Here is a 24,318-nt window from a genome sequence, read left to right on the forward strand (position 1 = left end):
GTTCGTCCTCCCGCCCGTCGACGGAAGGAACGCACCATGCAGTGCCCCGTGGACCAGACCCAGCTCGTGATGACCGAGCGCCAGGGCGTCGAGATCGACTACTGCCCCGTGTGCCGCGGAATCTGGCTGGACCGTGGCGAGCTCGACAAGATCATCGACCGCGCCGCGTCGATGTCGCCGGCGGCACCCGTCGACCCGCGGGCCGTCCCCGGACCCGGCTCGCCGCCGGTCTACGGCACCCCCGAGCCGCGCGCGTACGACGCCCCCGGGTACGACCGGCCCCGGTACGACGGCGACCGTGACGACCAGGGACGCGGCGACCGCGCCCGTGACGACCGCGGGTACGACCGCGACCGGGGGTACGACCGCGGCTACGACGGCCGCAAGCGCAAGAAGAAGGAGTCCTGGCTCGAGGACCTCTTCGACTTCTGACTCCCACCGCCACCCCCAGGGGCGCGAGAGAGCAATCCAGTCACCCCCGGGGGGTGTGAGAGTGCAATCCAGTCACCCCCGGGGTGTGAGAGTGCAATCCAGTCACCCCCGGGGTGTGAGAGTGCAATCCAGTCACCCCCGGGGTGTGAGAGTGCAATCCAGTCACCCCCGGTCGTGGATGTGTGGTGACTGGATCGCCCTCTCGCGCGCAGGCGGGGTGGGGTAGCTGGATTGCCCTCTCGCGCCTGGGGTGGGTGGCCGGGGTGGGTGGCCCGGGGTGAGGGCCGGTGGGTGACTGGATTGCACTCTCGCGCCGGGGCGTCTTCGCGTCGTCGTGCGCTGCAGGGCACCGATGCGGCGGTGCAGCGCGCGCGGGTGGACGCTGGAGGGGTGCCGGATGCCCGACGACCCGTGCCCGGCCGCGAGCCCACGCCCCGCGGTGGGATCCCCGCGTCGTGGCGGGACCACGTACCGGGTGCCGCGGTGGCCCTGGGGCTGGGCGCGGCGGGTGCCGCGCTGGGCGCGGCGGTGCCCCTGCTGGGCGGTGCCGTGCTGGCCCTCGCGATGGGCGTCGCGCTGCGCGAGGTCCTGTCCCGCGGGCCGGTGGCGTGGGCGCATGCGCTGGAGCCGGGGGCACGCACGTGCTCGACGATCGCGCTGCAGGTGGCCGTCGTGCTGCTGGGGTTCGGGCTGTCGCTGGGACAGGTCGCGCACACCGGCGGGCGGGCGCTGCCCGTCATGCTCGCCACGCTCACGGTCGTCCTGCTGGTTGCCGCGCTGCTCGGACGTCGGCTCGGTCTCGACTCCGACACCCGCACGCTCGTCGGCGTCGGCACCGGCATCTGCGGGGCGTCGGCCATCGCCGCGACGAGTGCGGTGATCCGGGCGTCGCAGACCACCATCGCCACGGCCATGGCGACGATCTTCACGTTCAACGTGCTCGGGGCCATCACCTTCCCGCTGCTGGGAGACGCGATGGGTCTGTCGCAGGAGGGGTTCGGGACGTGGGCCGGCACCGCCGTCAACGACACCTCGTCGGTCGTGGCCGCGGCGACCGCCTACGGGGCGCTCGCGCTCGAGACGGCCGTCGTCGTCAAGCTCACCCGCACCCTGGCGATCGTGCCGGTGACCCTGGCGCTGGCCGTGCGGCAGGGCCGCCGCGACCGCGCCTCGGCCGACGCGACCGGCGCCGGCACGCCCTGGACGCGCCTCGTGCCGCCGTTCCTCGTCCTGTTCCTGCTCGCGTCGGCCGTCACCACGCTCGGCTGGTTCCCCACGACGTGGGAGGACGGCGCCGACACCGGTGCCCGTGCCCTGACGGCGGTCGCGCTCGCGGGCGTCGGGCTGCTGACCCCCGTCGACGCGCTGCGGCGCGCGGGCTGGCGGCCGCTCGCGCTGGGCGGCGCGCTGTCGTTGGCCGTGGCGCTGACCAGCCTGGGGATGCAGGCGGTCACGGGGATGCTGTGACGCGCGGGCTGAGACCGTCCGCCCGCCGCCGGGAGTCCTGAACGGGTCCTGCGCTCAGGACAGCACGGCCTGGTCGGAGGACCCCAGCAGCACGCGGTACCGGCCCACCTGCTGCGCGAGCTCCTCGTGCCGACCCGACTGGACGATGCGTCCCCCTTCCAGCACGACGATCCGGTCCGCGTGCCGGACGGTCGACAGCCGGTGGGCGATCATCAGGATCCCCGCGGTGCCGAACAGCTCGCCCATCGCCTCCCGGACGCGGGCCTCGGTCGCGGTGTCCAGGTGGGCCGTCGGCTCGTCCATGACGACGAGGGCGGGTCGCTTGAGCGCGGCGCGCGCGATGGCGAGCCGCTGCCGCTCACCGCCCGACAGACGGTGCCCCTTCTCACCGATGACGGAGTCCAGGCCGTCGTCCAGCTGCTCGACGAGGCGGTCCAGGGCGACCGCCCGGCACACCTCGAGGAGCTCGCGCTCCGTCGCGTCGTGGTTCGCGTACCGGAGGTTGTCGCGGACGCTCGCGTGGAGCACGTACGGCTCCTGCGGGATGTAGGCGATGAGCTCGGCGCGTCGCTGCTCGTCCAGGTCGCGCAGCGCGGACCCGGCGATCTCCACGACGCCCTCGTCGCAGTCCACGAGCCCCGCGGTGATCCCGGCGAGCGTCGACTAGCCGGCACCGGAGGACCCCACGACGGCGACGACCTCGCCCCGGCCGATCGTCAGGTCGATGCCGTCCAGGGCGTTGCTGTGCTCGCGCTCGTCCTGCGGCGTTTCACCGGATCCGACGATCTTCCCGTTCAGACCGGTGATCGGCAGCCACGGGATCGACAACGCGTCGCCGGCGTGGGACAGCCCGTCGATCGAGTACGAGGCCACCGCCGGGTAGCGGTAGCGCACACCCAGCATCCGCAGGGCGGGCGCCACCTCGTGCCCGTCGGCGTCCCCGGCGGGGGCATCGTCGGGGGACGGCCGCACGACGGTGGCCGGGCGGCCCGACGCCTGCGGCGCGTGGGGCGCGGCCGGCCCGGCGGCGAGGACGGCCTCGACCCGGTCGAGGGCGATCGACGAGCGCATCCGCGGGTACCGGGTGCCCAGCAGGCTCTGGACGGGTGCCTGCAGCTGCTGCAGGTAGAGCACGACGAGGATGACGCTGCCGACGGTCACGCCCTGCTCGGCCACGAGCCACACGCCCATGGCCAGCGCACCGGCGGTGATGACGACGAACGCGGTCCCGTAGCTGGCACCCGACGTCGCCGCGGCCCTCGCTGTCGCCGCGGAGAGGCCGGCGAGCACGTCGGCCTGCTCCGCGAAGCGCCCCTGCTCGCGCCGGGTCTGCCCGTTCTGGCGTGCGAGGAGGGCGCCGTCGCGGCTGACGAAGGTCTCGGCGGACGACGCGAGCTCCTTGGTCACGTCGAACGACCGCGCGATGAGCTCGTTGATCCGTGCCTCCGCCTTGCGGACGTACGCGATGGCGACGGGGATGACGACCAGGAGCACGAGCAGCCGCGGGCCGACGAACGCGACGATCACCACGGAGGTCACGATCGTCGTCACGCCCGACACGACGACGGGGATCACGGACGTGTACATGGCCTCGGCGCCGTTGGCGTCGCTGGTCAGCCGGCTGACGACGGCTCCGGGCCGGACGGTCGTGTAGAAGTGGATCGGCATGGTGGTGAGCCGGCGGAACATCGACGTCTGCATGTCCGCGATCACCGCGCCCGCGGCCCTCGTCGAGACCACCCGGGCCGCGTACGTCATCCAGACGCCGAGCAGCCCGAGGCCGAGCATCGCGCCGATCTGCCAGGCGACCTGCGAGCCCACGGTCCGCTCCTGGACGAGCCCGTCGATGATCGACCGCAGCAGCAGGACCTGGATCAGCGGTGCGATGCCGCCGACGACCTGGAACACGTAGGACCACGCGAAGCGTCCCCGGTGCGCACGGACCAGCTCCTGGACGTGCGCGTGCCGCCGGGGGGCGTCCGGGGGGGCGTCCGACCGGGTCACGACGCCGTCCCCGTGGCACCGGTCGCCGACGCGGGCTCGTGCGTGACTCCGGCGGCGGCCAGCGCCTCGTCGACCCGGGCCTGCACCTGCTGCGCGGTCCGCCGACGCCGCCACCGGACCAGCAGGACGCCCCCGACGACCAGCACGAGCAGCGCGAGCTGCGACCAGGGCACCGCCCACACGCTCACGTCGGCCGACCCGCCGCGCAGGGCCGCGTCGACGACGTCCTCGCCGACGACCCACGGCCGTGCGTCGACGTGACCGGTGACGCGGACGAGGGGCCACACCCGCAGCTCGGCCTCCACGAGCGCCGACTGCCCCGGCAGCACCTCCCGGATCTGGGTGCTGTGCTCGGCCTCCGCGATCCCGAACGGACCGGCGAGCGTGGTCGCGGCGCGGGCCGCGAGCCGGACGTCACCGGTGTTCGCCACCCGGTACCGCACGTGCACGGTGCCCGGTGCGAACGGGTTCCACGACGGCTCCCAGCGCGTCGTGACGTCCTGCGGTGCGAGCGACGCCGCGACGTCACCGGCGACGCGCAGGTGCAGGCGCGTGCCGACGCGCGCGGCGAGCCGCACCGTGTCGCCGGCGACGAGCTCGGCGACGACACCGGCGGGGTGGTCGCCCGGCGTCGCGTCGGCGGGGACCGTGACGGTCAGGGGCACGGTCACGGCGGCGCCGGGGTCGAGGGTGAGGCGCAGCGTGCGGCCGTCGACCCGCTCGGCGCCGGGGGCGTCGCCCAGCGTGATCCACGCACCCCCGTCGCGCGGTGCGCCGTCGCCGGGCGGCAGGTCGAAGTGGCCGGAGTCGGACACGACCCCGTCGCCGGCGTACACCGCGAAGGTCGCGGGACCGTCGCTGAAGTTGGTGATCGCGACGTGCTCGGTGACGGAAGCACCGGGGTCGAGCACGTGCCGCAACGAGATGCGCCCGTCGGGCCCCTCGGCGGTCGCAGGCTGCACCGTCCAGGTCACCGTGCCGCCGGGTGTCCCGGCGCCCGGCTCCTCGGGAGCACCGTCGTCGGACGTGCCGGTGACGACGGTCCCGCCGCGGACAGGACCCGGTGCCGCCCCGGCAGCAGGTGCCACGACGAGTACCCCCAGCACCGCGACGACGACAGCACGACCCAAGATGCGCACAGAGACTTCCTTCACAGACGGTCGGGGTGCCGAGCCCGTACTTCGGCGGCTTCTGGCGGGCCATGGGCCGCCGAAGTACGAGCTCGGCTCCGGTCAGTCGACCGGGAACAGCGACAGGCTCAACGTGCCTGTGTACTCACCCGGTCGCGTGTCCACCGGGACGTCGAGCACGAGGTCCGCGCCGATGGTGGCAGACCCGACCCGGCCCTCGGGCGTTGCGGAGGCCAGGCGGCCCGGGACGACCAGGCCCTCGCCCCCGTCGAGCGCGGTCGCACGGGCGTCACCCGCGACCAGCCCCGCACGCGGGGTCTCGATGCGCGGCGTCCACCCCAGGTGCTTCGCGTCGAGGAGACGCGACCCGGAGTCGAACGAGTACGCCTGCCCCGTGACCGCCCAGCCGGTGACACCGGCCTGCGTGACCGAGCGCGAGTCGGTGACCGTCACCGTCGGCAGCTGGCCGCGGAACCGCAGCGCGGTGCCCGTGTTCTGCGGCCCGTCGAGCGTGACGCCCGACCCGTCGTCGGCGACCGACAGCGCCAGGACGCCGTCCTCGCCCTCGGGGACCACGGCCCGCAGCTCCACGCCCTGCGTGGTCTGCGGGTCGCGGAACAGCCGCGGCAGCAGGTCGACGAGGTTCTTCGACCACACGTCGAACCCGTGCGGGCCCTGCGTGACGCCGGCGAACTCGTGGTGGATCCCGTTGGTCTCCAGCAGGTTCAGGAGGTCCATCGTCGCCTGGTAGGTGAAGTCGGTCTTGTCACCGGTGTAGACGCGCGCCAGCCGCGTCTCGGCGTTGACTGCGGCCGGGTCGAACTGCGGGGTGTTGAAGAACAGCCCACCCGAGAACGCGCCCATCCACCCGAACTGCCCGGGCCGGGTCAGCCACGTGTTGAGCGTGTTCATCGCGCCCATCGACAGACCGGCGATGGCCTGACCTGCGGCGTCGTCCGCGATGTTGTACTGCGCCCGCGCAGCGGGTGCGAGGTTCTCCATCAGCTCCGCGGGGAAGTCGGGCGAGTTGCCGTTGCCCATGACGACGACCATCGGGACGATCGCGCCGTCCCGCATGTAGTTGTCGAGGATCTGCGGCGCGCGGCCCACCTCGACCCAGTCGCCGTAGTTCTGCCCGCCGCCGTGGTTGAGGTACAGCACGGGGTACGGCTCGGCCCGGTTCGGGTCGTAGCCCTTGGGCGTCCAGACGTACGCCTTGCGCTCCTCGTTCGCCACCTTGCTGTCGTACGTCAGCACGGAGACCTCGCCCCGTTCGTCCGCGGGCACGTCGGCGAGCATGCGGTCCGTCTCACCCGGGACGAACAGCGGGCTCACGCCGGTGAGCGTGTTGACCTTGTCCTCGGGGTCCTTCACGTCGACGCCGTCGACGACGTACCGGTAGTAGTAGAAGCCGTCGAGCGGCCCCATCGACAGGCGCCAGCGGTCGCCGACCTTCGTCATCGGGACGCGGAACCATGCACCGTTCGGTGCCCAGTTGGCCCAGACCGTGACGTCCTTCGCGTCGGCGAACTGCGTGCCCGTCTCGAAGGTGACGATGCCGTCGTCGTCGACGTGCGGCGTCGTGATCGAGCCCGTCGCCGGCGGCGTGTACTTCTCGTCCAGCGGGCGGTGCCCCTCGCGCGGACCGTGGCCCGCGTCGTCCTGGAACACGCGCGACGCGAAGTCGCGAAGCCCCTCGCGCCACGTGTCCCACGTGCCACCGGAGTCGGGGTCGACGCCGTCGAACTCGTGGTCGACGCCGGCACGCTCGAGCGTGCGCAGCAGGTCGTGCGTCTGGTTGTACGCGGGGTCCAGCACGTTGCCCACGTAGACGCGCAGACGGTCGGTGCCCTCGTTGATCTCCCGCGCCGTGGTGGCGCTGATCGAGCCGGTCAGGCGCCCGGAGAACGACCCGACCTCGCCGAAGACGCCGGGGTCCGTGCGCAGCACCGTCAGGGCGTGGTGCGCGCCGTCGCCGATGCCGGCCACGGCCTGCCCGGCGGCGTCGTCGGCCACGTTGTACGCGTCGCGGGCTGCCGCGACGACACCGTCGAGCAGCTCGGTGCGCGGGTCGGCGCCGCGCACGTCCGCCATGACGACGACCATGTCCGCCAGCCGGCCCTCGGCCGCGAGGTTGTCGAGCACCTGCGGCGCACGGCCCAGCTCGGCCCACTCCTGCGCGCTCTGCGTGCCGTCGGCCAGCAGGTACAGCACGGGGTACGCGTCGGCGCGCTCGGCGTCGTAGCCGGGCGGCGTCCACACGAGCGTCGTGCGCTCGTCGTCCGCGACGGGGCTGTCGTACGCCAGCTCGGCGACGTCGCCGCCGTTGGCCACGTCGGACATCCACTGGACCTGCGGGCCGGGGACGAAGAACGTGTTCCACGTCGGGTGCGACGTGACCGCGACCTCGGTCGAGGGGTTGCGGAACGACTTCTTGGTCCGGTCCTCGAACGTCGCCGTGTACTGGTAGTAGTACAGGCCCGGCTCGAGGATGCCGACCTGCGTCGGGTAGTCCGTGCCGCTGGGGTCCATCGCCAGGTCGGACCACGTGCCGCTCGGCCCGATGTTGCCCTGCAGCTCCATCACCGCGGGCCGCGACCCGACGATCTGCTCCACCTCCGCCTGCGGCACAGTGAAGCGGTGGTACCCCTCGGGCGTCACGGACACCCACGGGTCAGGCGAAACTCCCTCTGCTGCTGCGGCCGGTGCCACGGCAGCACCTCCCATCACGAGCGCTGCACCGGTGACCACGGCGGCCGTGCGTCGGTGTCCTGCTGGTCCTCTTCGAGTCATCCCCATCGATTCCTCTCCTCTGTCGCCGACCGGCAGGTGGGCGCAGCGGACCCGCTCTCCGCGTCGAGAGCCGACCAGGATGCTTCCCCCTCCGGAAGGACGCGGACGCCCTCGACGTCCACGACGTGCCCGCAATCTGCAACGCTGCAGGAACGGGTTGTCCGAATGCTGTCGTGTCGGAGGTTTAACGTCAATACCTGCGGTTCGACCGGTTCCTTCCCGCCTGGCCGTCGCCCGCGGCGGCGCGCGTGTCTGCAGAAGGTGTTCGCCGGGACGATCTGCGCGGACCTTCCCGGCGCCGATGGGGTCGTGGGTCTCCTGCTCCCGGCGAGACCGGTGCCGTAGGCTGACCGCACAACTCAACACGCTGCTCGAACCGCGGCGGGAGAGCTCCCGTCGGCCGCCCGCGAGGCGGCTGAGCGGGACGCCGAAGGAGCAAGCTCCCCTCCGAATCTCTCAGGCACCCGTACCGCCACGGCCAGGCAACTCTGGAAAGCGGCGCCGGCCAGGTCCGGTGCCCACCGACGGTGCAAGCCGGCGCGCCCCGGAGCATCGGCCCGCGGGTCGACGCTCATGGCGGACCGGCCAAACTCTCAGGTCACCCCGTGCGGGGTGGATGACAGAGCGGGGAAGCCCCTGTCCGTCCCGGTGCGTGGACCACCACGTCCGGACGACCCCGTGGAGCAGCCCGTGACCGACCTCGACGTGCCGTCCGTGGCCCCCGCCGCGCCCGCACCCACCGGACCCGTCCGCTCGCCCGCCGCGGATGGCTTCCCCGACCGGCACATCGGCCCCCGCGGCGACGAGACGGCCCGCATGCTCGCCGCGCTCGGGTACGACAGCCTCGACGCGCTGGTCGACGCCGCCGTGCCCGCCGCGATCCGCACGGACCGTCCGCTGGACCTGCCGCCGGCGCGCTCCGAGGAGCAGGTGCTCGCCGCGCTGCGCGACGTGGCGTCGCGCAACGCCGTCCTGCGGCCCATGATCGGCCAGGGTTACTACGGGACGGTGACGCCCGCGGTGATCCGCCGCAACGTCCTGGAGTCGCCCGCCTGGTACACGGCGTACACGCCGTACCAGCCGGAGATCTCGCAGGGCCGCCTCGAGGCGCTGCTGAACTTCCAGACCGTCGTGTCCGACCTCACCGGCCTCGACGTGGCGAACGCGTCGCTGCTCGACGAGGCGACGGCCGTCGCGGAGGCGGTCGCGCTCATGTGGCGGGCGTCGCGCGCGACGACGGGCACGGTCGTGCTGGACGCCGACCTGTTCGGCCAGTCGCTGGCCGTCGCCTGCGGGCGCGCGCAGGCGGTCGGCCTGCCGGTGGTCGTCGCGGACCTCACCGACGGGTTGCCGGAGGTCGACGGGCCGCTGGTCGGCGTCGTCGTGCAGCAGGTGGGCGCGTCGGGCGCGCTGCGGGACCTGCGCCCGCTGGTCGCCGCGGCCAAGGACCGCGGGGCTCTCGTCACGGTGGCCGCGGACCTGCTCGCGCTGACGCTCGTGACGTCGCCGGGCGAGCTGGGTGCGGACGTCGCGGTCGGCTCGGCGCAGCGGTTCGGTGTCCCGCTGTTCGGCGGCGGCCCGCACGCCGCGTTCATGGCGGTGCGCACCGGGCTCGAGCGCACGCTGCCCGGGCGCCTCGTGGGGGTGTCCGTCGACGCCGACGGCGCCCCGGCCTACCGGCTCGCGCTGCAGACCCGCGAGCAGCACATCCGCCGTGAGAAGGCCACGAGCAACATCTGCACGGCGCAGGCGCTGCTCGCGATCGTCGCGTCGATGTACGCGGTCTACCACGGGCCGGACGGGCTGCGGGCGATCGCGCGGCGGGTGCACGGGCACGCGCGAGGCGTGCAGCGCGGGCTGCGCGACCTGGGCGTGACGGTCGTCCACGACGACGTCTTCGACACCGTGCGCGCGCACGTGCCGGGCCGTGCGGCGGACGTGGCACGGGCCGCTGCCGACGCGGGCATCAACGTGTGGGTCGCCGACGCCGACCACGTGCAGGTCGCGTGCGACGAGACGACGACGGCGGACGACGTGGTGGCGGTGCTGGGCGCGTTCGTCGTCGCGGGCGTCACCACCGCCCCGGTCGCGGCCGACGGGACCGTCTCGTTCGGCGCGTTCGGGGGCGGCCCCACCGTGCCGCGCGCCGAGCTGCTGCGGACCACCGACTACCTCACGCACCCGGTGTTCCACGTGAATCGTTCCGAGACGGCGATGCTGCGCTACCTGCGCCGCCTGTCCGACAAGGACCTCGCGCTCGACCGCACGATGATCCCGCTGGGCTCGTGCACCATGAAGCTCAACGCGACGGCCGAGATGGAGCCCATCTCCTGGCCGCAGTTCGCGGACGTCCACCCGTACGCCCCCGCCGACCAGACGCGGGGCTACGCGGCCCTGGTCGCCGAGCTGCAGGGCTGGCTCGCCGAGATCACGGGCTACGCCGCGGTGAGCGTGCAGCCCAACGCGGGGTCGCAGGGCGAGCTCGCCGGTCTGCTCGCCATCCACGCGTACCACGAGGCCACCCGGCCCGAGGGTGCCGAGCACCGCGACATCTGCCTCATCCCCGCCTCGGCGCACGGCACCAACGCGGCGTCGGCCGCGCTCGCGGGCCTCAAGGTCGTCGTCGTCGCGACGGCCGAGGACGGCGAGGTCGACCTCGCGGACCTGCGCGCCAAGCTCGACCAGCACGGCCCGCGCGTCGCGGCGATCATGATCACGTACCCCTCGACGCACGGCGTCTACGAGGCGCACGTGCGTGAGGTCTGCGACCTGGTGCACGCCGCCGGCGGGCAGGTCTACATCGACGGCGCCAACCTCAACGCGCTCGTCGGGCTGGCCCGTCCGGCCGAGCTCGGCGGGGACGTCTCCCACCTGAACCTGCACAAGACCTTCTGCATCCCGCACGGCGGCGGCGGCCCGGGGGTCGGGCCGGTGGCGGTCGCGGCGCACCTCGCGCCGTACCTGCCGGGCGACCCGACGCCGGGTGCGGCCGGCTCCGTCGTCGCGCCCGTCTCGGCTGCGCCCTGGGGCTCGGCCGGCATCCTGCCGATCTCGTGGGCGTACGTCGCGCTCATGGGTCCCGACGGCCTGCGCCGCGCGACCGAGACGGCCGTGCTGGCGGCGAACTACCTGGCCACGCGCCTGCGCGAGCACTTCCCGGTCCTCTACGCCGGCCCGGGCGGCCTGGTCGCGCACGAGTGCATCCTCGACCTGCGTCCCCTGACGAAGGCCACGGGCGTCACCGCCGAGGACGTCGCCAAGCGGCTCATGGACTACGGCTTCCACGCGCCCACGCTGTCGTTCCCGGTCCCGGGCACCCTCATGATCGAGCCGACCGAGAGCGAGGACCTCGTCGAGCTCGACCGGTTCGTCGACGCGATGGTCGCGATCCGCGGCGAGATCGCGGGCGTCGCGGACGGCCGCTGGCCGCTGGCGGGCTCACCGCTGCGCCAGGCGCCGCACACGGCGGCGTCCGTCAGCGCGGACGTCTGGGAGCAGCCGTACGGCCGTGAGCTGGCCGCGTTCCCCCTCGCCTCGCTGCGCGCCGACAAGTACTGGCCGCCCGTGCGTCGCATCGACGGCGCCCGCGGCGACCGGCACCTCGTCTGCTCGTGCCCGCCCGTCGAGGCGTACGCGGACGACGTGCGATGACCGCCGACCTCCGGCCCGACCTCACCACGGGAGCCCCGATGACCGAGCTGCGCTCGCCCCTGCACGACGAGCACGTCGCCCTGGGCGCGTCGCTCACCGCCTTCGCGGGCTGGCAGATGCCGCTGCGGTACACGTCCGACCTCGCCGAGCACACGGCGGTCCGCACGGCCGCCGGCCTGTTCGACCTCTCGCACATGGGGGAGATCGCGGTCACCGGGCCGCAGGCCGGCGCGTTCCTCGACCTCGCGCTCGTCGGCAACCTCACGGGCCTGCGGGTGCCCGGTGCGCGGTACACGATGATCGTCCAGCCCGACGGCGGCGTCATCGACGACCTCGTCGTGTACCGCACGGGCGAGGAGGAGTACCTCGTCGTCGCCAACGCGTCGAACCACGACGTCGTGCTCACCGAGCTGCGCGAGCGTGCGGCCGGGACGGGTCTCGACGCCCACGTCGTCGACCGCTCTGCCGCGACGGCGCTCGTGGCGGTGCAGGGGCCGCGTGCGCTCGACGTGGTCGAGGCGCTGGCCGGCCTGACGGCGGACCCGGCCGGCCCCGCCGACGTGAGCCCTGCGACGCTGCGCTACTACGCGTGCCTGCCGATGCAGTTCGAGGGGGCTCCGGTGCTGGTCGCGCGCACCGGTTACACGGGCGAGGACGGCTTCGAGTTCTTCGTCGACGCGGCGGGCGCACCGGCCCTGTGGCGTGCCCTGCTCGCCGCCGGTGCCGACCACGGGATCGTCCCCGCGGGCCTGTCGGCGCGCGACTCGCTGCGCCTGGAGGCCGGCATGCCGCTGTACGGCAACGAGCTGGACCGCACGACGACGCCGCACGACGCGGGCCTGGGGCGTGTCGTCAAGCTCGACAAGGTCGACGCCGACGGCGCGCCCCTGCCGTTCGTCGGGCGCGATGCGCTCGCCGCGCGGGCGCACTCGGCACCCGCGCGCGTCCTCGTGGGGCTGCAGGGTCTGGGGCGTCGCGCCGCGCGGCACGGGTACGACGTGCTCGCGTCCACGCAGCCCGACGCGCCGGTCGTCGGCACGGTCACGTCCGGTGCGCCGTCGCCCACGCTCGGGTACCCCGTGGCGATGGCGTACGTGACGCCGGAGATGAGCGCCGAGGGGGCCGAGCTCGCGGTCGACGTGCGCGGACGGCGTGAACCCGTGCGCGTGGTGCCCCTTCCCTTCTACCGTCGTCCTCGGTGACGGTCCGCCGCACCCGGTCCGCCCGCACGCCCGCACCACCCGACCCGACAGGAGCCCTCATGGCCGCCGAGCTGCCCACGACGCTGGAGTACACCGCCGAGCACGAGTGGGTCGACGCGTCGTCGCCCGTCACGGTCGGCATCACGGCGGTCGCCGCCGACGCCCTGGGCGACATCGTCTTCGTCGAGCTGCCGAGTGTGGGCTCCACGATCGAGGCGGGCGCCGTCATCGGGGAGATCGAGTCGACCAAGTCGGTCTCCGAGCTGTTCTCGCCCGTCTCCGGGACCGTCGTCGAGGTCAACGGCGCGGTCGTCGACGACCCCTCGCTGGTCAACGCGGACCCTTACGGCGAGGGGTGGCTGCTGCGCGTCGACGTCACGTCCACGGGCCCTCTCCTGTCGGCCGAGGAGTACGCAGCGCTCAACCCGTGAGCCGTTCGTGGGTGATGGCACCTACCGGTTGGGCCGGGTGGGTGAGTGCTGGACAGTTGTCCATGCGTCCGGGTGCTTGCCCGAACGGGTGATGTGACGCACAGTGCTGGTGACGGCGTTCCGACCGCGATGTATCAGAGGGCTCGGACCGGCGTCATGACAGGTGCAGCGATCGGCACCGCGGGGGGGAACTCACGGTGATTCAGAGAAACCGGCGAAAGTCGCGTCATACCCACGACGCGCGCCGCTCTCATCCGGTACGCAGCCCACGCGAGCCCGGAGAGACCGGACCCGCCGCCCACCGGAGGACATCATGAGCATGCTGGACACCGCCTTGAACCCGCACCTGCTGGGGGCTCACTCCCTCACCCGACGCGAGCGGGTCGTGCTGGCCGAGCTGACCGAGGACGTCACGCTCGAGGAGATCGCCACGCGGCTGTTCGTCACCCGCAACACCGTCAAGTCGCAGGTGCGCAGCGTCTACCGCAAGATCGGCGCCTCCACGCGTGCCGAGGCGGTCGCGTGGGCCGAGGCCAACGGCATCCGCTGACGCGTCACCGCCCCACGGAGGGGCGGGAGGGATCCCTCCGTACCCGTACCACCAGCACGCGCGTCCCGCCCGGCCGGACCTCCCCGGCTGAGCACACGACGCGAACGGCCGATCACATCGTCGTGATCCGGCTGTGACAGAGGACTGGCAGACTCGGTGCATGACTCCTGTGCTCGTCGTGGCAGCGGCCGTGGTCGACGATCTCGACGACCCGCAGCTCCTGCTCGCGGCGCGGCGGGCGACGCCCGCCAGCCTCGCGGGGCGCTGGGAGTTCCCCGGGGGCAAGGTCGAGGCAGGTGAGACGCCCGAAGAGGCGCTGCACCGGGAGCTGCGTGAGGAGCTCGGTGTGCGCGTGGGGCTCGGTGTCGAGCTCCTCGGCCCGGACGACGGCGCGTGGGTCCTGTCCGACCAGTACGTCATGCGGCTGTGGTTCGCCGAGGTGCTGGAGGGTGGGCCCGAGCCGCTCGTCGAGCACGACGAGCTGCGCTGGCTGCCCGCGGGCCAGTGGCTCGACGTGCCGTGGCTCGATGCCGACGTGCGGATCGTCGAGGGCCTGGTCGACTTCGTCGCGGGCTTCGCGCGCGAGGACCGGCGCTCCATGGGCCGCTCCGCCTGACGCTTGTTCGCTCTGGGCGAAATATCGACATCTTCCACTTGGCACTCTCCGCGCGAGAGTGCTAACTGTTGACGTGTAGCCAACCGGCGGCAGAGGCCGCCGGCACAGCACCGGGAGCCGGGAGGACCGGACCCACGTCGAGGAGGTGATGGGTGATGGCTACTCGTTTCGACCCGTTCCGTGAGATGGACCGCGTGCTTGCGCAGGTCCTCGCGTCCGACCGCGCGTCGGCGACGATGCCGATGGACCTGTACCGCGACGGTGACCACTACGTCCTGCACGTCGACCTGCCGGGCGCCGACCCGGGCACCATCGACGTGAACGTGGACGACCGCACCCTGACCATCCGGGCGCAGCGCACGCCGCGCACCGAGAGCGACGTGCAGTGGCTCGCCAAGGAGCGGCCCGTCGGCACCTACGCCCGCCAGCTGACCGTCGGCCGCGGCCTCGCGCTCGACCGCATCAACGCGACGTACGACGACGGCGTCCTCACGCTGACCATCCCGGTGGCGGAGGAGGCCAAGCCGCGTCGCATCGAGGTCCAGCACGGTGCCGCACAGGCTTCGATCGCAGCACCCGAGCCGGCGTCGGCGGACTGACACGCCCCTCCGACAAGCACTGGATCGCACTCTCACGCCCCCAGGAGGGGCGTGAGAGTGCGATCCAGTCGCTGTGCGCCGCCGCCTGCCCCCCCGGAGGGGCGTGAGAGTGCGATCCACTCGCTGTGCGCCGCCGCTCAGGACTGTCGCGTCAGGCGCGAGCGGCGAGCGTCGTCACCAGACGGTCCAGGGCGTCGGCGAGGATCTCCGGTGACGTCGCCAGGTTGAGCCGGACGTGACCGGCGCCCTCGTCACCGAACGTCGGGCCAGGGTTCACCGCCAGCCGACCGCGGTGCAGCAGGAGTCGCGCGGGGTCCGTGCCGCTGCCGGCGACGGCCGGCGTGTCGCGGACGTCGAGCCACGCGAAGTACGTCGCCTCCGGCCGCCGCCACCGTGCGCTCGGCAGCCGTTCGGTCAGCGCGTCGTCCACCATCTGCTGGTGCCGCCGGATGCTCGCGCGCACGTCGGCGAGCCAGGCGTGGCCGTGACGGTACGCGGCCTGGTGCGCGATCGACGCGACGTGGCTGACGCCGTGACCGACGATCTCCGGCAGGTGCGTGAGGTCGTCGGCGGCAGGACCAGGGACGGCGACGGCGGTCTTGAGGCCTGCCAGGTTGAACGCCTTGGACGCCGAGTGCAGCGCGATGGCGTCGGGGATCACCGTCGTGGTGGGGACGAACGCCTCGTCGCCGACGAAGAGCGGTGCGTGGATCTCGTCGGCGACGACGCGGACGCCGTGCCGGGTGGCGAGGTCCCCGACGGCGCGCAGCTCGTCCGCGGTGTGCAGCGTCCCGGTCGGGTTGTGGGGGTGGCACAGCAGGTAGGCGCGGGCGCCGGCGAACGCGCGGTCGAGCGCGTCGAGGTCGAGCCGGCCCGCAGGGGTGAGCGGTGCGGTGACGACGCGACGCCCGGCGTGCTCCAGGAAGGACCGGAACGGCGGGTACACGGGCGGGTTGATGACGACCGCGTCGCCCGGCGCCGAGACCAGACGGATCACCTCGACCGCGCCGAGCATGACGTCCGGGACCAGCCGCGTGCGGTCCACCGGGACGTCCCACCCGTGGTGCCGGGAGGCGAAGTCGGCGAACGCCTCCGCGTAGGCCGTGCCGCGCGGACTCGCAGGCCCGGCCTCGTACCCGGTGTCACCGCTGAGCAGCGCGCCGTGGACGGCGGACACGACCGCGTCGAGCGGACGCACGTCCATCTCGGCGACGAACGCCGGCAGCACGTCCTGCGGGTAGGTGTGCCACTTCAGGGAGGTGCGCCGTCGCAGCTCGGCGACCGGGACGTCGAACGGGGAACCCATGCCGTGCAGGGTAGACGGCGCGGGCCCCGGTGACCGGGCCGGCAGGGTGCCGTCGCTGGTGGCACGACGAGGCCCCGGCCGCCGCGGGTGCGGCGGCCGGGGCCTCGAGGTGTCGGCCGTCCGGGGCGTCAGAGGGACGCGCGGACCGTCCGGGTCGCCTGGACCAGGTGCTCGAGCGAGGGCGTGACCTCCTCGTAGCGGCGGGTCTTGAGGCCGCAGTCCGGGTTCACCCAGAGCTGGTCGACGTCGATGGTGCGGACCGCCTCGGTGAGCAGCTCGGTGACCTCGTCCTGCGACGGGACGCGCGGCGAGTGGATGTCGTAGACGCCGGGCCCGACGGCACGGGGGTACCCGGCCGCGGCGATGTCGCCGAGGATCTCCATCTTCGAGCGGGCCGCCTCGATGCTCGTCACGTCGGCGTCGAGACCGTCGATCGCCTCCATGATCTCGCCGAACTCCGAGTAGCACAGGTGCGTGTGGATCTGCGTCTCGGGGCGCACGCCGGCCGTCGACAGGCGGAACGAGCTGACCGACCAGTCGAGGTACGCGGCGTGGTCCTTCTCGCGCAGCGGCAGCAGCTCACGGATCGCGGGCTCATCGACCTGGACGATCCCGATGCCCGCCGCCTCGAGGTCGGCGATCTCGTCGCGCAGCGCGAGGGCGACCTGGTTCGCGGTGTCGCCGAGCGGCTGGTCGTCGCGGACGAACGACCACGCGAGGATCGTGACCGGGCCCGTGAGCATGCCCTTCATCGGCTTCGACGTGAGCGACTGCGCGTACTGCGCCCACGCGACCGTGATGGGCGCCGGGCGGGACACGTCGCCCCACAGGATCGACGGGCGCGTGCAGCGCGAGCCGTACGACTGCACCCAGCCGTTCTGCGTCACGGAGAAGCCGTCGAGGTTCTCGGCGAAGTACTGGACCATGTCGTTGCGCTCGGGCTCGCCGTGCACGAGGACGTCGAGACCGATCCGCTCCTGCAGCTCGACGACGCGGCGGACCTCCGCCTTCATCTCGTCCTCGTACTGCTCGGCCGTGAGCTCGCCCTTGCCGAAGGCGGCGCGCGCCTTGCGGATCTCCGGCGTCTGCGGGAACGACCCGATGGTCGTCGTGGGCAGCGCCGGGAGGTTCAGGCGTGCGGCCTGCGCGGCCTTGCGCTCGGCGAACGGGCCGCGGCGGAACTGCTCGTCGGTCAGCGCGGCGACGCGCTCGCGGACCTCGGGGCGGACGACGCCCGGGGCGGTGGCGCGCGAGTTCACGGCGTCCGACGCGGCGAGGAGCTGCTCGTGGATCGCCTCGCGGCCCTCGGTCAGGCCCTCGGCGAGCGTGGCGACCTCGCGGACCTTCTCGTCGGCGAACGCGAGCCACTGCACGAGCGCGCGGTCGAGCGCGGGCTCGTCCTCGAGCGTGTGCGGCACGTGGAACAGCGACGTCGACGTGCCGACCGTGACGGCCGCGGCGCCGAGGTTCTCGAGCTGCTCGAGGATCGCGAGCTTCTTGTCGAGGTCCGCGCGCCAGATGTTGTGGCCGTCGACGACCCCGCCGACGAGCGTCTTGCCCGCGAGACCCGTGACGGGGACCGTCGGGGCGTCGCCGCGGACGAGGTCGAGCGCGAGGCCCTCGACGTCGGTGGCCGCGACCACGGGCAGCGCCGAGCCGAGGTCGCCGTACGAGGCAGCGAGCAGGATCGCCGGACGCTGCGGGCGCGCGAGCTCGGTCGCGAGCACCCGGTACGCGCGGGTCGTCGCCTCGGCCAGCACGTCGGCGGACACCCCGACGGAGTCGGAGACCAGCGCGGGCTCGTCGATCTGCACCCACGTGGCGCCGGCTGCGGCGAGCTCGGTGAGCAGCCGCACGTAGACGGGCAGGATGTCGTCGAGGCGGTCGATCGGGGAGAACCCGGCGGGCGCGTCCTCGGTCGGCTTGGCCAGCGCCAGGTACGTTACCGGGCCGACGACGACGGGCCGCGTGAGCACGCCGTCGGCGAGCGCCTCGGTGAACTCCGCGACGGGGCGGTCGGACGCGTACCGGAACTGCGTGTCCGGGCCGATCTCGGGCACCAGGTAGTGGTAGTTGGTGTCGAACCACTTGGTCATCTCGAGCGGCAGGTCGTCACCACGGCCACGGGCCACGGTGGAGTACCCGGCCAGGTCGAGACGGCCGTCCGCGTCCTGCAGGTCCGCGAAGCGGGCGGGGACGGCGCCGACGAGCGCGGTGGCGTCCAGCACGTGGTCGTAGAAGGAGAACGCGCTGGGGATCGCGGGGGCGTCGGTCGCCAGACCCAGCTCGGCGAGGCGCGTGCGCGTGCGACGACGCAGGTCGGCGGCGACGGCCTCGACCTCGTCCGCGGACGTGCGGCCGGCCCAGAACGCCTCGAGGGCCTTCTTGAGCTCGCGGCGCGGGCCGATGCGCGGGTAGCCGAGGACGGAGCCGGCGGGGAAGGCCGGGGTCGCCGGCTGGGCGGGCGTGGTGTCGGTCATGACAGGTTTCCTCGCGGTGTCGTCGTGGAGGCGTCGGCGGGGTGGCCGTCCGGCGCGGTGAGGTCGGGAGTGGTGACGGCGTCGGGGGCGGTGACCGTGCAGCGACGGCCGCCGATGAGGTCGGCGCCGTCGAGGAGGTCGAGCGCCGCCTCGTGCTTGTTGTACGTGTAGACGTGGACGCCGGGCGCGCCGCCGTCCAGGACCCCGTTGACGAGGTCGACACCCGCGCGGGTGCCGCGGCGGTGGCGCTCGACCGGGTCGTCGGTGGACCCGAGCAGGTCGAACAGCCGGCGGGGGACGGGCACGCCCGTGAGCTCCTGCAGGCGCAGCAGCCGGGCGGGGTCGGTGGTCGGGATGATGCCCGGCACGATCGGGATGGTGACGCCGGCGGCGCGCGCCTCGGCGACGAGCCCGAGGTACGCCTCGGCCTCGTAGAACACCTGGGTGATCGCGAAGTCGGCGCCGGCGCGCTGCTTGGCGAGCAGGGCCTGGACGTCCTGGGCGCGGGTGCCGCCGGTGGCGTGGTTGCCGCGGGGGAACGCGGCGACGGCCACCGACAGCGGGCGGACCCGGGCGCGGACGGCCTGCGCGGCGCTGCGGCCGCACCGGCGGCTCTCGATGTCGCGCAGCAGCTCGACGAGCTCGGCGGCGGTGTGCACGCCGTCGGGGTGCGGGCGCCAGTCGGGCTCGCCGGCGGGCGGGTCGCCACGCAGCGCGAGGAACGAGCGCACGCCCTCGTCGAGGAACTCCTCGACGATCGCCGTCACCTCTTCGCGCGAGGTCCCCACGCAGGTCAGGTGGGCGATCGGGGTGAGGGAGGTCTCGCGCAGCAGGCGGCGGACCATCGCCCGCGTGGTCTGGCGGGTCTTGCCGGCCGCGCCGTACGTGACGGAGACGAAGTCGGGCTCGACGGTCTCGAGCTCACGCACGGTCGACCACAGGCGGGGTGCCGCGTCGGGGTTGCGCGGGGGGAACAGCTCGAAGGAGACGGTCGGACGGTCCAGTGCGCCCGCCTGCTCCGCGCGTCGCCGCGCGGTGCGCGAGTGCTGGGGTGCGGTGACCGTCTCGGTCTTGATCTCGACCACGGTGCTCATCGCGCCGTGGGCGGGGTCATCGGGCGGGTGCTGCCGCACGAGGGGTCGGTGGCACGGGGGCGCACGTTCATCGTCACTCCATCGTTCCTGGCGGAAGCACCCACACCCTCGCGAGGAGGGGGGTTGCTGCGGCGTCGTCGAGCCAGGTCTCTCAGCCGCTCTGGATGGTCGTGCGAGAGCATAACGGGTCGGTCTGTGCACCCGAACGGGGCGGTCGGTGCGTGAGACGCCGGCCAGCGGCTCGCCGACCGGTCACGAGTGTGCGGCGCGGCGCAGACCACCTGGACTGTCCCACCGCGGCGTCACCCCGCGGGATCGACGCGGTCCCAGAACGACCGAAGGCGCAGGGCCAGTTCCGCCGGAACCTGCATCGGCAGGGAGTGCGTCGTGCCCGGCCACACGTCCACGACCGCGTTCGGCAGGGTTCGTGCTCGCGTCGCCGCCCTCTCGCCTCCGGCCAGGGAGCGGCGACCGGCGATGGCGACGTAGACGGGCTGTGTGAGCCTGCCGAGCTGTTCGCGCGAGAGGGGACGTGGGGTGGGCAGGTCGCTCTGGAAGTGCTCGACCGCGGCGGAGATCATCTCGCCGATCGGCGTCCGGGCCCTCACCTCGTCGACCTCCACCCCACCGAGCGCGGCCAGGGCGTGCTCTCGCCAGCTGCTCGGGCCAGGCACGAGGGAGAGCGTCGCCCACACGAAGGTGGACGGCGGGGGCCAGCGCAGGACGAAGGCGGGCTCGAGCAGGCCGATGCTCGCCACACGGCTGGGGAAGCGCAGCGCGTGGGCCGCGGTCGTCGCCGCGCCGAACGAGTGGCCCAGTGTGTGGACGACGCCGACTCCGAGCCCGTCCAGGGTCTCCTCGACCCAGGTCGCCTGATCGCCGGCCGTGGACAGCGGTACGGACTGCTCCGACAGCCCCGCGTCCCCGAGGGCATCCACCGCGAAGACGGTCCTCTCCGATCGAAGCAGGTCGGGGAGGTTGTCCCCCCACATGGGCACGCCGGCGCTGCGGCCCGGGAGCAGGACGACGGGGACGGACGTGTCGCGTACCCCCTCCCAGCGGAACCCACGGACGCAGCCGAACGACGTGCCCACCTCGAACCCGTCGGTGGGTGGTGGCAGCGCCGCCATCGCAGCCTCGTACGCGCGCACGTACGCTGCGCGGGCGTCGGCGCTACGGAAGTGTCCGATCGTCCTCATGGCTCCTGCCCGTTGGCCGGCGACGCATCAGGTAGGCGCCGAAGACGACGAGCCAGACCACCCACAGCACCGGGCGGCCGAGACCGGCCGGGCCAACGGCGTCACGATCGTCGACCCACGCGTACGCCGAGCGTGGCTGCGGTCAGGAGCGCGAAGCCTGCCACGACGTCGAGCGTCGCATGCCACGAGGGCAGGAGCCAGCTGATCCACCTGCTGGGGGAGGGCCGATCAGTGTCGCGGCCAGGAACGTCCGTTGATCGTGAACAGGGCGGCGTGCCGACCCCGCGCCGCGACGTGTCAGCGGCGCCGGCGGTGCAGGCGCGACGTCGTCTCGCGCGAGGTGCGCTGGTGGGGCAGGCCGAACCACGACGACGTCGGCGCAGCGACGGGGACGCGGAGCAGTCCGTCCTGGACGGCCTCCAGGACGTACGGGTCGGGATCGCCGGCGGACAGCCACGCGTCGTGCGCCTCGCGCACGGCATCCTGCCGTCCGTCGTGGTCCACGTGGTCCGTCATGTGCGGCACCCTAGCCCGTCGTCCGCGGTCTGCCGACCCTCGGTCGCGTGCGTCACTCAGGGGGAGCAGCGCGCTCGGCGGCCTCACCGCCGTTCGTCCGGCGCACCACGAGGCAGCCGTCCAGGTGGTCGTCCACCACCCCGCACGCCTGCATCGCCGCGTACGCCGTGGTCGGCCCGACGAAGCGGAACCCGTACCGCTTGAGCTCCTTGGCCAGGGCTGCGGACGCGGCCGTACGACCCGGGACCTCGGCCCACGTCCGCGGCCGGGGACCCGGCTCGCGGGCGTACGACCACAGCACCTCGTCGAGCGTGCGCCCCGACTCGTGGAGCGCCAGCAGCGCGCGGGCGTTGTCGATCGTCGCCTCGATCTTGGCCCGGTTGCGCACGATCCCCTGGTCCGCCAGCAGCCGCGCCACGTCGTCGTCCCCGTAGGCCGCCACGACCTGCGGGTCGAACCCCGCGAACGCCTCCCGGAACGCGGGCCGCTTGCGCAGGATCGTGATCCACGCCAGGCCCGACTGGAAGGCCTCCAGGGAGACCCGCTCGTACAGGGCGTGCTCGTCATGCACCGGCACCCCCCACTCGTCGTCGTGGTACGCCGCGTACAGGGGGTCGGCGCCACCGAAGCAGCGGAACGGTGCGGGCGTCGTGGTCATGCACCGAGTGTGCTCCGCGGGCCCGACGCGGGGGACGCGCGCGGCAGGACCTGGGGACGAGCCCGTCACGCGGCGGGGCTGTGGTCGGCTCACCCGCTCAGAAGAGGGGCCACGGCACGGGCGACGCGCCGCCGTCGGGCGCGGGGAACCGCCCGCTCGCCAGCAGCCGGTCGCACCGCTCGGCGAGCGCGTCGACCTCCGGTGTGGTGAGCAGCGTGGCGAGCTGCTGCCCGAGCTCCCCGGCGACCTCCGACCGCACGAGCCGCACACCGGCCGTCTCGTCCGCGTCGAAGGGCTCGCCGACCCAGCCCCACAGCACCGTGCGCAGCTTGGGCTCGGTGTGGAACGTGACGCCGTGGTCCACGCCGTACCGGTGGCCGCCGGCCACGGGGAGCACGTGCCCACCCTTGCGGTCGGCGTTGTTCAGCAGCACGTCGAGCACGGCCATGCGGCGCAGCGCCGGGGAGTCCTCGTGGACCACCGCCACCGGTCGGCCGCGCTCGTCGGTCCCCTCGAGCACGGTGCGCCACCCCTGCGCCGGCACGGCCGAGGTCGGGACGACGTCGACGGGGTCCTGCTGCGGGTCCGGCTCCTGCCACAGCTGCACCATCCCGGGCCCCAAGGGCCCGTCACGCAGCCAGGTGCGCGGCACGACGTCCCAGCCGAGGGTCTGCGAGACGAGGTACGCCGCCACCTCCCGCAGCGCCAGCGTGCCCTCCGGGAAGTCCCACAGCGGCCGCTCGCCGGCCACCGGCTTGTAGACGACCGCGACGTCGCGGATCGTGCCGACGAACGTCGCGTTGGACGCGGCGGTGAGACGGCCGACGATCCGCAGCTCGTCGCCGTCCAGGTCGACGCCGCGCGGCTCGTCGTCCGGTGAGGTCACGCGCCGTCGGGTGGTGCGCAGACGTGGCCGTCGGGGTCGATCGGCTCCCCGCACCGGACGCAGAGCGGCCGGCCCGCGTCCACCACGCCGCGCGTGCGCTGGACGAACGCCCGCGCGGTGCCGACCGGCATCCGCACCAGCAGGACCTCGCTGGGCTCGTCCGCCTCGTCGGCCAGCGCGTCCGCGCCTGCCTCGACGGGGAACGCCTCGACGACCACCTGCAGCGTCCGCGGGTCCCAGCCGAGGCGCATCGCCCCGGTGCGGAACAGCGGCTCGACGGGCTGGTCGATCGGGTCGTCGTCGACCAGCTCGGGCGGGGTCAGTCGGGGCACGGTCACCGGGTGGGTCTCGTCGGTCGCGAGGTCGTCCAGCAGCTCCTCGACCAGGTCGGCCAGCGCCGCGGACTGCTGCTTCTCCAGGGCGACGCTCGCGGACCGCTCACCCATGCGCACCTGCAGGTAGAACGTGCGTTCGCCCGGGCGGCCGACGGTGCCGACGACGACGCGGTCCGGCCAGTCGAACTCGTGGACGAGGGCGGTCATGGGTCGAGTGTACGAACGGTCAGTCCGCGGCGGCGGTCGAGTCGTGCCCGGCCCCGCCGCCCACCGGCGCGTCGTCATCGGGACGGGCCGTCCCCAGCCACCCGAGGTCGCCGAGCTGCGTGTTGGTGGCGATCACGTGCGGTCTCAGCGGCCCGTAGCGGACCAGCGAGACCGACGCGGGCCCCACCTCGAGACGTTGGAACAGGTCGAGGTGCATGCCCAGGGCGTCGGCGAGGACCGACTTGATGACGTCACCGTGGCTCACGGCCGCCCAGACCGCGCCGGCACCGTGCTGAGCCTCGACCGCGGCGTCGTGCCGCCGCACCGCCGCCACGGCCCGCGCCTGCATCGCGGCGAGGGACTCACCCCCGGGGAACGTGACGGCCGCGGGGTGCGTCTGGACCGTCGACCACAGTGCCTCGCGCGCGAGGTCGGCCAGGGACCGGCCCTGCCAGTCCCCGTAGTCGCACTCGGTCAGCGCGTCCTCGACCGCCAGGTCCGGCGCGCCGCCCTGCCGTCGCAGCAGCAGGTCCGACGTCTCCCGGCACCGCTCCAGCGGGCTCGTCACCACGCCGACGAGGGGCACCACGGCGAGGCGGTCCGCAGTGCGCTCGGCCTGCGCGCGTCCGACGGCGTCGAGCGGCACCCCCGCAGCGCGCCCCGCCAGGACGCCCCGGACGTTGGCGTCGGTGCGGCCGTGACGGACGAGCAGGACGGTGGCCATCCCCGCAGCCTAGGCAGCGGGGAGGGGCGCGGCCCGGC

General features: G+C 73.6%; 20 protein-coding genes, 1 pseudogene and 2 riboswitches. Of the genes and pseudogenes, 8 read left to right on the forward strand and 13 right to left on the reverse strand.

Translation table 11 applies throughout. From position 1 onward, the window contains the following. The first annotated feature begins 36 nt into the window (after positions 1–36). The gene (locus tag NP048_RS00460; protein ID WP_227577017.1) at positions 37–432 is read left to right on the forward strand and encodes a TFIIB-type zinc ribbon-containing protein; all 396 of its coding nucleotides are present in this window, start codon (positions 37–39) and stop codon (positions 430–432) included. A 390-nt stretch (positions 433–822) separates the two neighbouring features. Further along, positions 823–1,899 (forward strand): YeiH family protein, encoded by a 1,077-nt coding sequence (locus tag NP048_RS00465; protein ID WP_227577018.1) that lies wholly within the window; start codon positions 823–825, stop codon positions 1,897–1,899. A gap of 54 nt (positions 1,900–1,953) precedes the next feature. Here the strand turns inward: NP048_RS00465 and NP048_RS00470 are convergent. The 4 genes and pseudogenes from NP048_RS00470 to NP048_RS00485 form a co-directional block, all read right to left on the reverse strand. Continuing rightward, positions 1,954–2,550: pseudogene (locus NP048_RS00470) on the reverse strand (ATP-binding cassette domain-containing protein); the annotation flags it as partial. Between the two features lie 12 nt (positions 2,551–2,562). Next, positions 2,563–3,903, reverse strand: a complete 1,341-nt coding sequence (locus tag NP048_RS00475; protein WP_227577019.1) for an ABC transporter transmembrane domain-containing protein — start codon at positions 3,901–3,903, stop codon at positions 2,563–2,565. Then, positions 3,900–5,042: a COG1470 family protein gene (locus tag NP048_RS00480; protein ID WP_227577020.1), complete on the reverse strand. Its 1,143-nt coding sequence runs from the start codon at positions 5,040–5,042 to the stop codon at positions 3,900–3,902. The genes NP048_RS00475 and NP048_RS00480 overlap by 4 nt, the downstream gene beginning before the upstream one ends. 93 nt (positions 5,043–5,135) lie before the next feature. Next, the gene (locus NP048_RS00485; protein WP_256769391.1) at positions 5,136–7,694 is read right to left on the reverse strand and encodes an alpha/beta hydrolase-fold protein; all 2,559 of its coding nucleotides are present in this window, start codon (positions 7,692–7,694) and stop codon (positions 5,136–5,138) included. A 504-nt stretch (positions 7,695–8,198) separates the two neighbouring features. Continuing rightward, a riboswitch (glycine riboswitch) is annotated at positions 8,199–8,308 on the forward strand. A 232-nt stretch (positions 8,309–8,540) separates the two neighbouring features. Here NP048_RS00485 and gcvP point away from each other — a divergent pair. The 6 genes from gcvP (at position 8,541) to NP048_RS00515 (ending at position 14,875) form a co-directional block, all read left to right on the forward strand. Then, positions 8,541–11,477 carry an aminomethyl-transferring glycine dehydrogenase gene (gene gcvP / locus NP048_RS00490; RefSeq protein ID WP_372456818.1) on the forward strand — a complete coding sequence of 979 codons (2,937 nt, stop codon included), beginning with the start codon at positions 8,541–8,543 and terminating at the stop codon, positions 11,475–11,477. Continuing rightward, complete coding sequence (gene gcvT, locus NP048_RS00495; protein ID WP_372456815.1) at positions 11,474–12,679, forward strand: glycine cleavage system aminomethyltransferase GcvT; 1,206 nt, start codon at positions 11,474–11,476, stop codon at positions 12,677–12,679. The genes gcvP and gcvT overlap by 4 nt, the downstream gene beginning before the upstream one ends. A 59-nt stretch (positions 12,680–12,738) precedes the next feature. Next, positions 12,739–13,110 carry a glycine cleavage system protein GcvH gene (gcvH, locus tag NP048_RS00500; RefSeq protein ID WP_227577215.1) on the forward strand — a complete coding sequence of 124 codons (372 nt, stop codon included), beginning with the start codon at positions 12,739–12,741 and terminating at the stop codon, positions 13,108–13,110. 313 nt (positions 13,111–13,423) lie between these two features. Beyond that, complete coding sequence (locus NP048_RS00505; RefSeq protein WP_227577022.1) at positions 13,424–13,660, forward strand: helix-turn-helix domain-containing protein; 237 nt, start codon at positions 13,424–13,426, stop codon at positions 13,658–13,660. 160 nt (positions 13,661–13,820) lie between these two features. Continuing rightward, the gene (locus tag NP048_RS00510; RefSeq protein ID WP_227577023.1) at positions 13,821–14,276 is read left to right on the forward strand and encodes a (deoxy)nucleoside triphosphate pyrophosphohydrolase; all 456 of its coding nucleotides are present in this window, start codon (positions 13,821–13,823) and stop codon (positions 14,274–14,276) included. Between the two features lie 155 nt (positions 14,277–14,431). After that, complete coding sequence (locus NP048_RS00515) at positions 14,432–14,875, forward strand: Hsp20/alpha crystallin family protein (protein WP_227577024.1); 444 nt, start codon at positions 14,432–14,434, stop codon at positions 14,873–14,875. A gap of 151 nt (positions 14,876–15,026) precedes the next feature. Here the strand turns inward: NP048_RS00515 and NP048_RS00520 are convergent, their stop codons facing one another. The 9 genes from NP048_RS00520 to NP048_RS00560 form a co-directional block, all read right to left on the reverse strand. Continuing rightward, entirely contained in the window at positions 15,027–16,181 is a 1,155-nt protein-coding gene (locus NP048_RS00520; protein WP_227577025.1) for a MalY/PatB family protein, read from the reverse strand. 128 nt (positions 16,182–16,309) lie between these two features. After that, positions 16,310–18,661 carry a 5-methyltetrahydropteroyltriglutamate--homocysteine S-methyltransferase gene (metE, locus tag NP048_RS00525; protein ID WP_227577026.1) on the reverse strand — a complete coding sequence of 784 codons (2,352 nt, stop codon included), beginning with the start codon at positions 18,659–18,661 and terminating at the stop codon, positions 16,310–16,312. Beyond that, positions 18,658–19,755, reverse strand: coding sequence for a methylenetetrahydrofolate reductase (locus NP048_RS00530; protein WP_227577027.1), 1,098 nt, complete (start codon positions 19,753–19,755; stop codon positions 18,658–18,660). The genes metE and NP048_RS00530 overlap by 4 nt, the downstream gene beginning before the upstream one ends. 64 nt (positions 19,756–19,819) lie before the next feature. Then, a riboswitch (SAM riboswitch) is annotated at positions 19,820–19,926 on the reverse strand. A gap of 131 nt (positions 19,927–20,057) precedes the next feature. Further along, complete coding sequence (locus tag NP048_RS00535) at positions 20,058–20,954, reverse strand: alpha/beta fold hydrolase (protein WP_227577028.1); 897 nt, start codon at positions 20,952–20,954, stop codon at positions 20,058–20,060. 297 nt (positions 20,955–21,251) lie between these two features. Next, on the reverse strand, positions 21,252–21,470 hold the full coding sequence (locus tag NP048_RS00540; protein WP_227577029.1) for a hypothetical protein: 219 nt from the start codon (positions 21,468–21,470) through the stop codon (positions 21,252–21,254). Positions 21,471–21,522: 52 nt separating this feature from the next. Further along, positions 21,523–22,128, reverse strand: a complete 606-nt coding sequence (locus NP048_RS00545) for a DNA-3-methyladenine glycosylase I (RefSeq protein WP_227577030.1) — start codon at positions 22,126–22,128, stop codon at positions 21,523–21,525. 97 nt (positions 22,129–22,225) lie between these two features. After that, entirely contained in the window at positions 22,226–23,014 is a 789-nt protein-coding gene (locus NP048_RS00550) for an SCO1664 family protein (protein ID WP_227577031.1), read from the reverse strand. Then, positions 23,011–23,556, reverse strand: a complete 546-nt coding sequence (locus NP048_RS00555; protein WP_227577032.1) for a DUF3090 domain-containing protein — start codon at positions 23,554–23,556, stop codon at positions 23,011–23,013. The genes NP048_RS00550 and NP048_RS00555 overlap by 4 nt, the downstream gene beginning before the upstream one ends. Before the next feature lie 19 nt (positions 23,557–23,575). After that, positions 23,576–24,280: an MSMEG_4193 family putative phosphomutase gene (locus NP048_RS00560; protein ID WP_227577033.1), complete on the reverse strand. Its 705-nt coding sequence runs from the start codon at positions 24,278–24,280 to the stop codon at positions 23,576–23,578. Positions 24,281–24,318: the final 38 nt, after the last annotated feature.

Source organism: Cellulomonas xiejunii (assembly GCF_024508315.1).
GTDB classification, from domain to species: domain Bacteria; phylum Actinomycetota; class Actinomycetes; order Actinomycetales; family Cellulomonadaceae; genus Cellulomonas; species Cellulomonas xiejunii.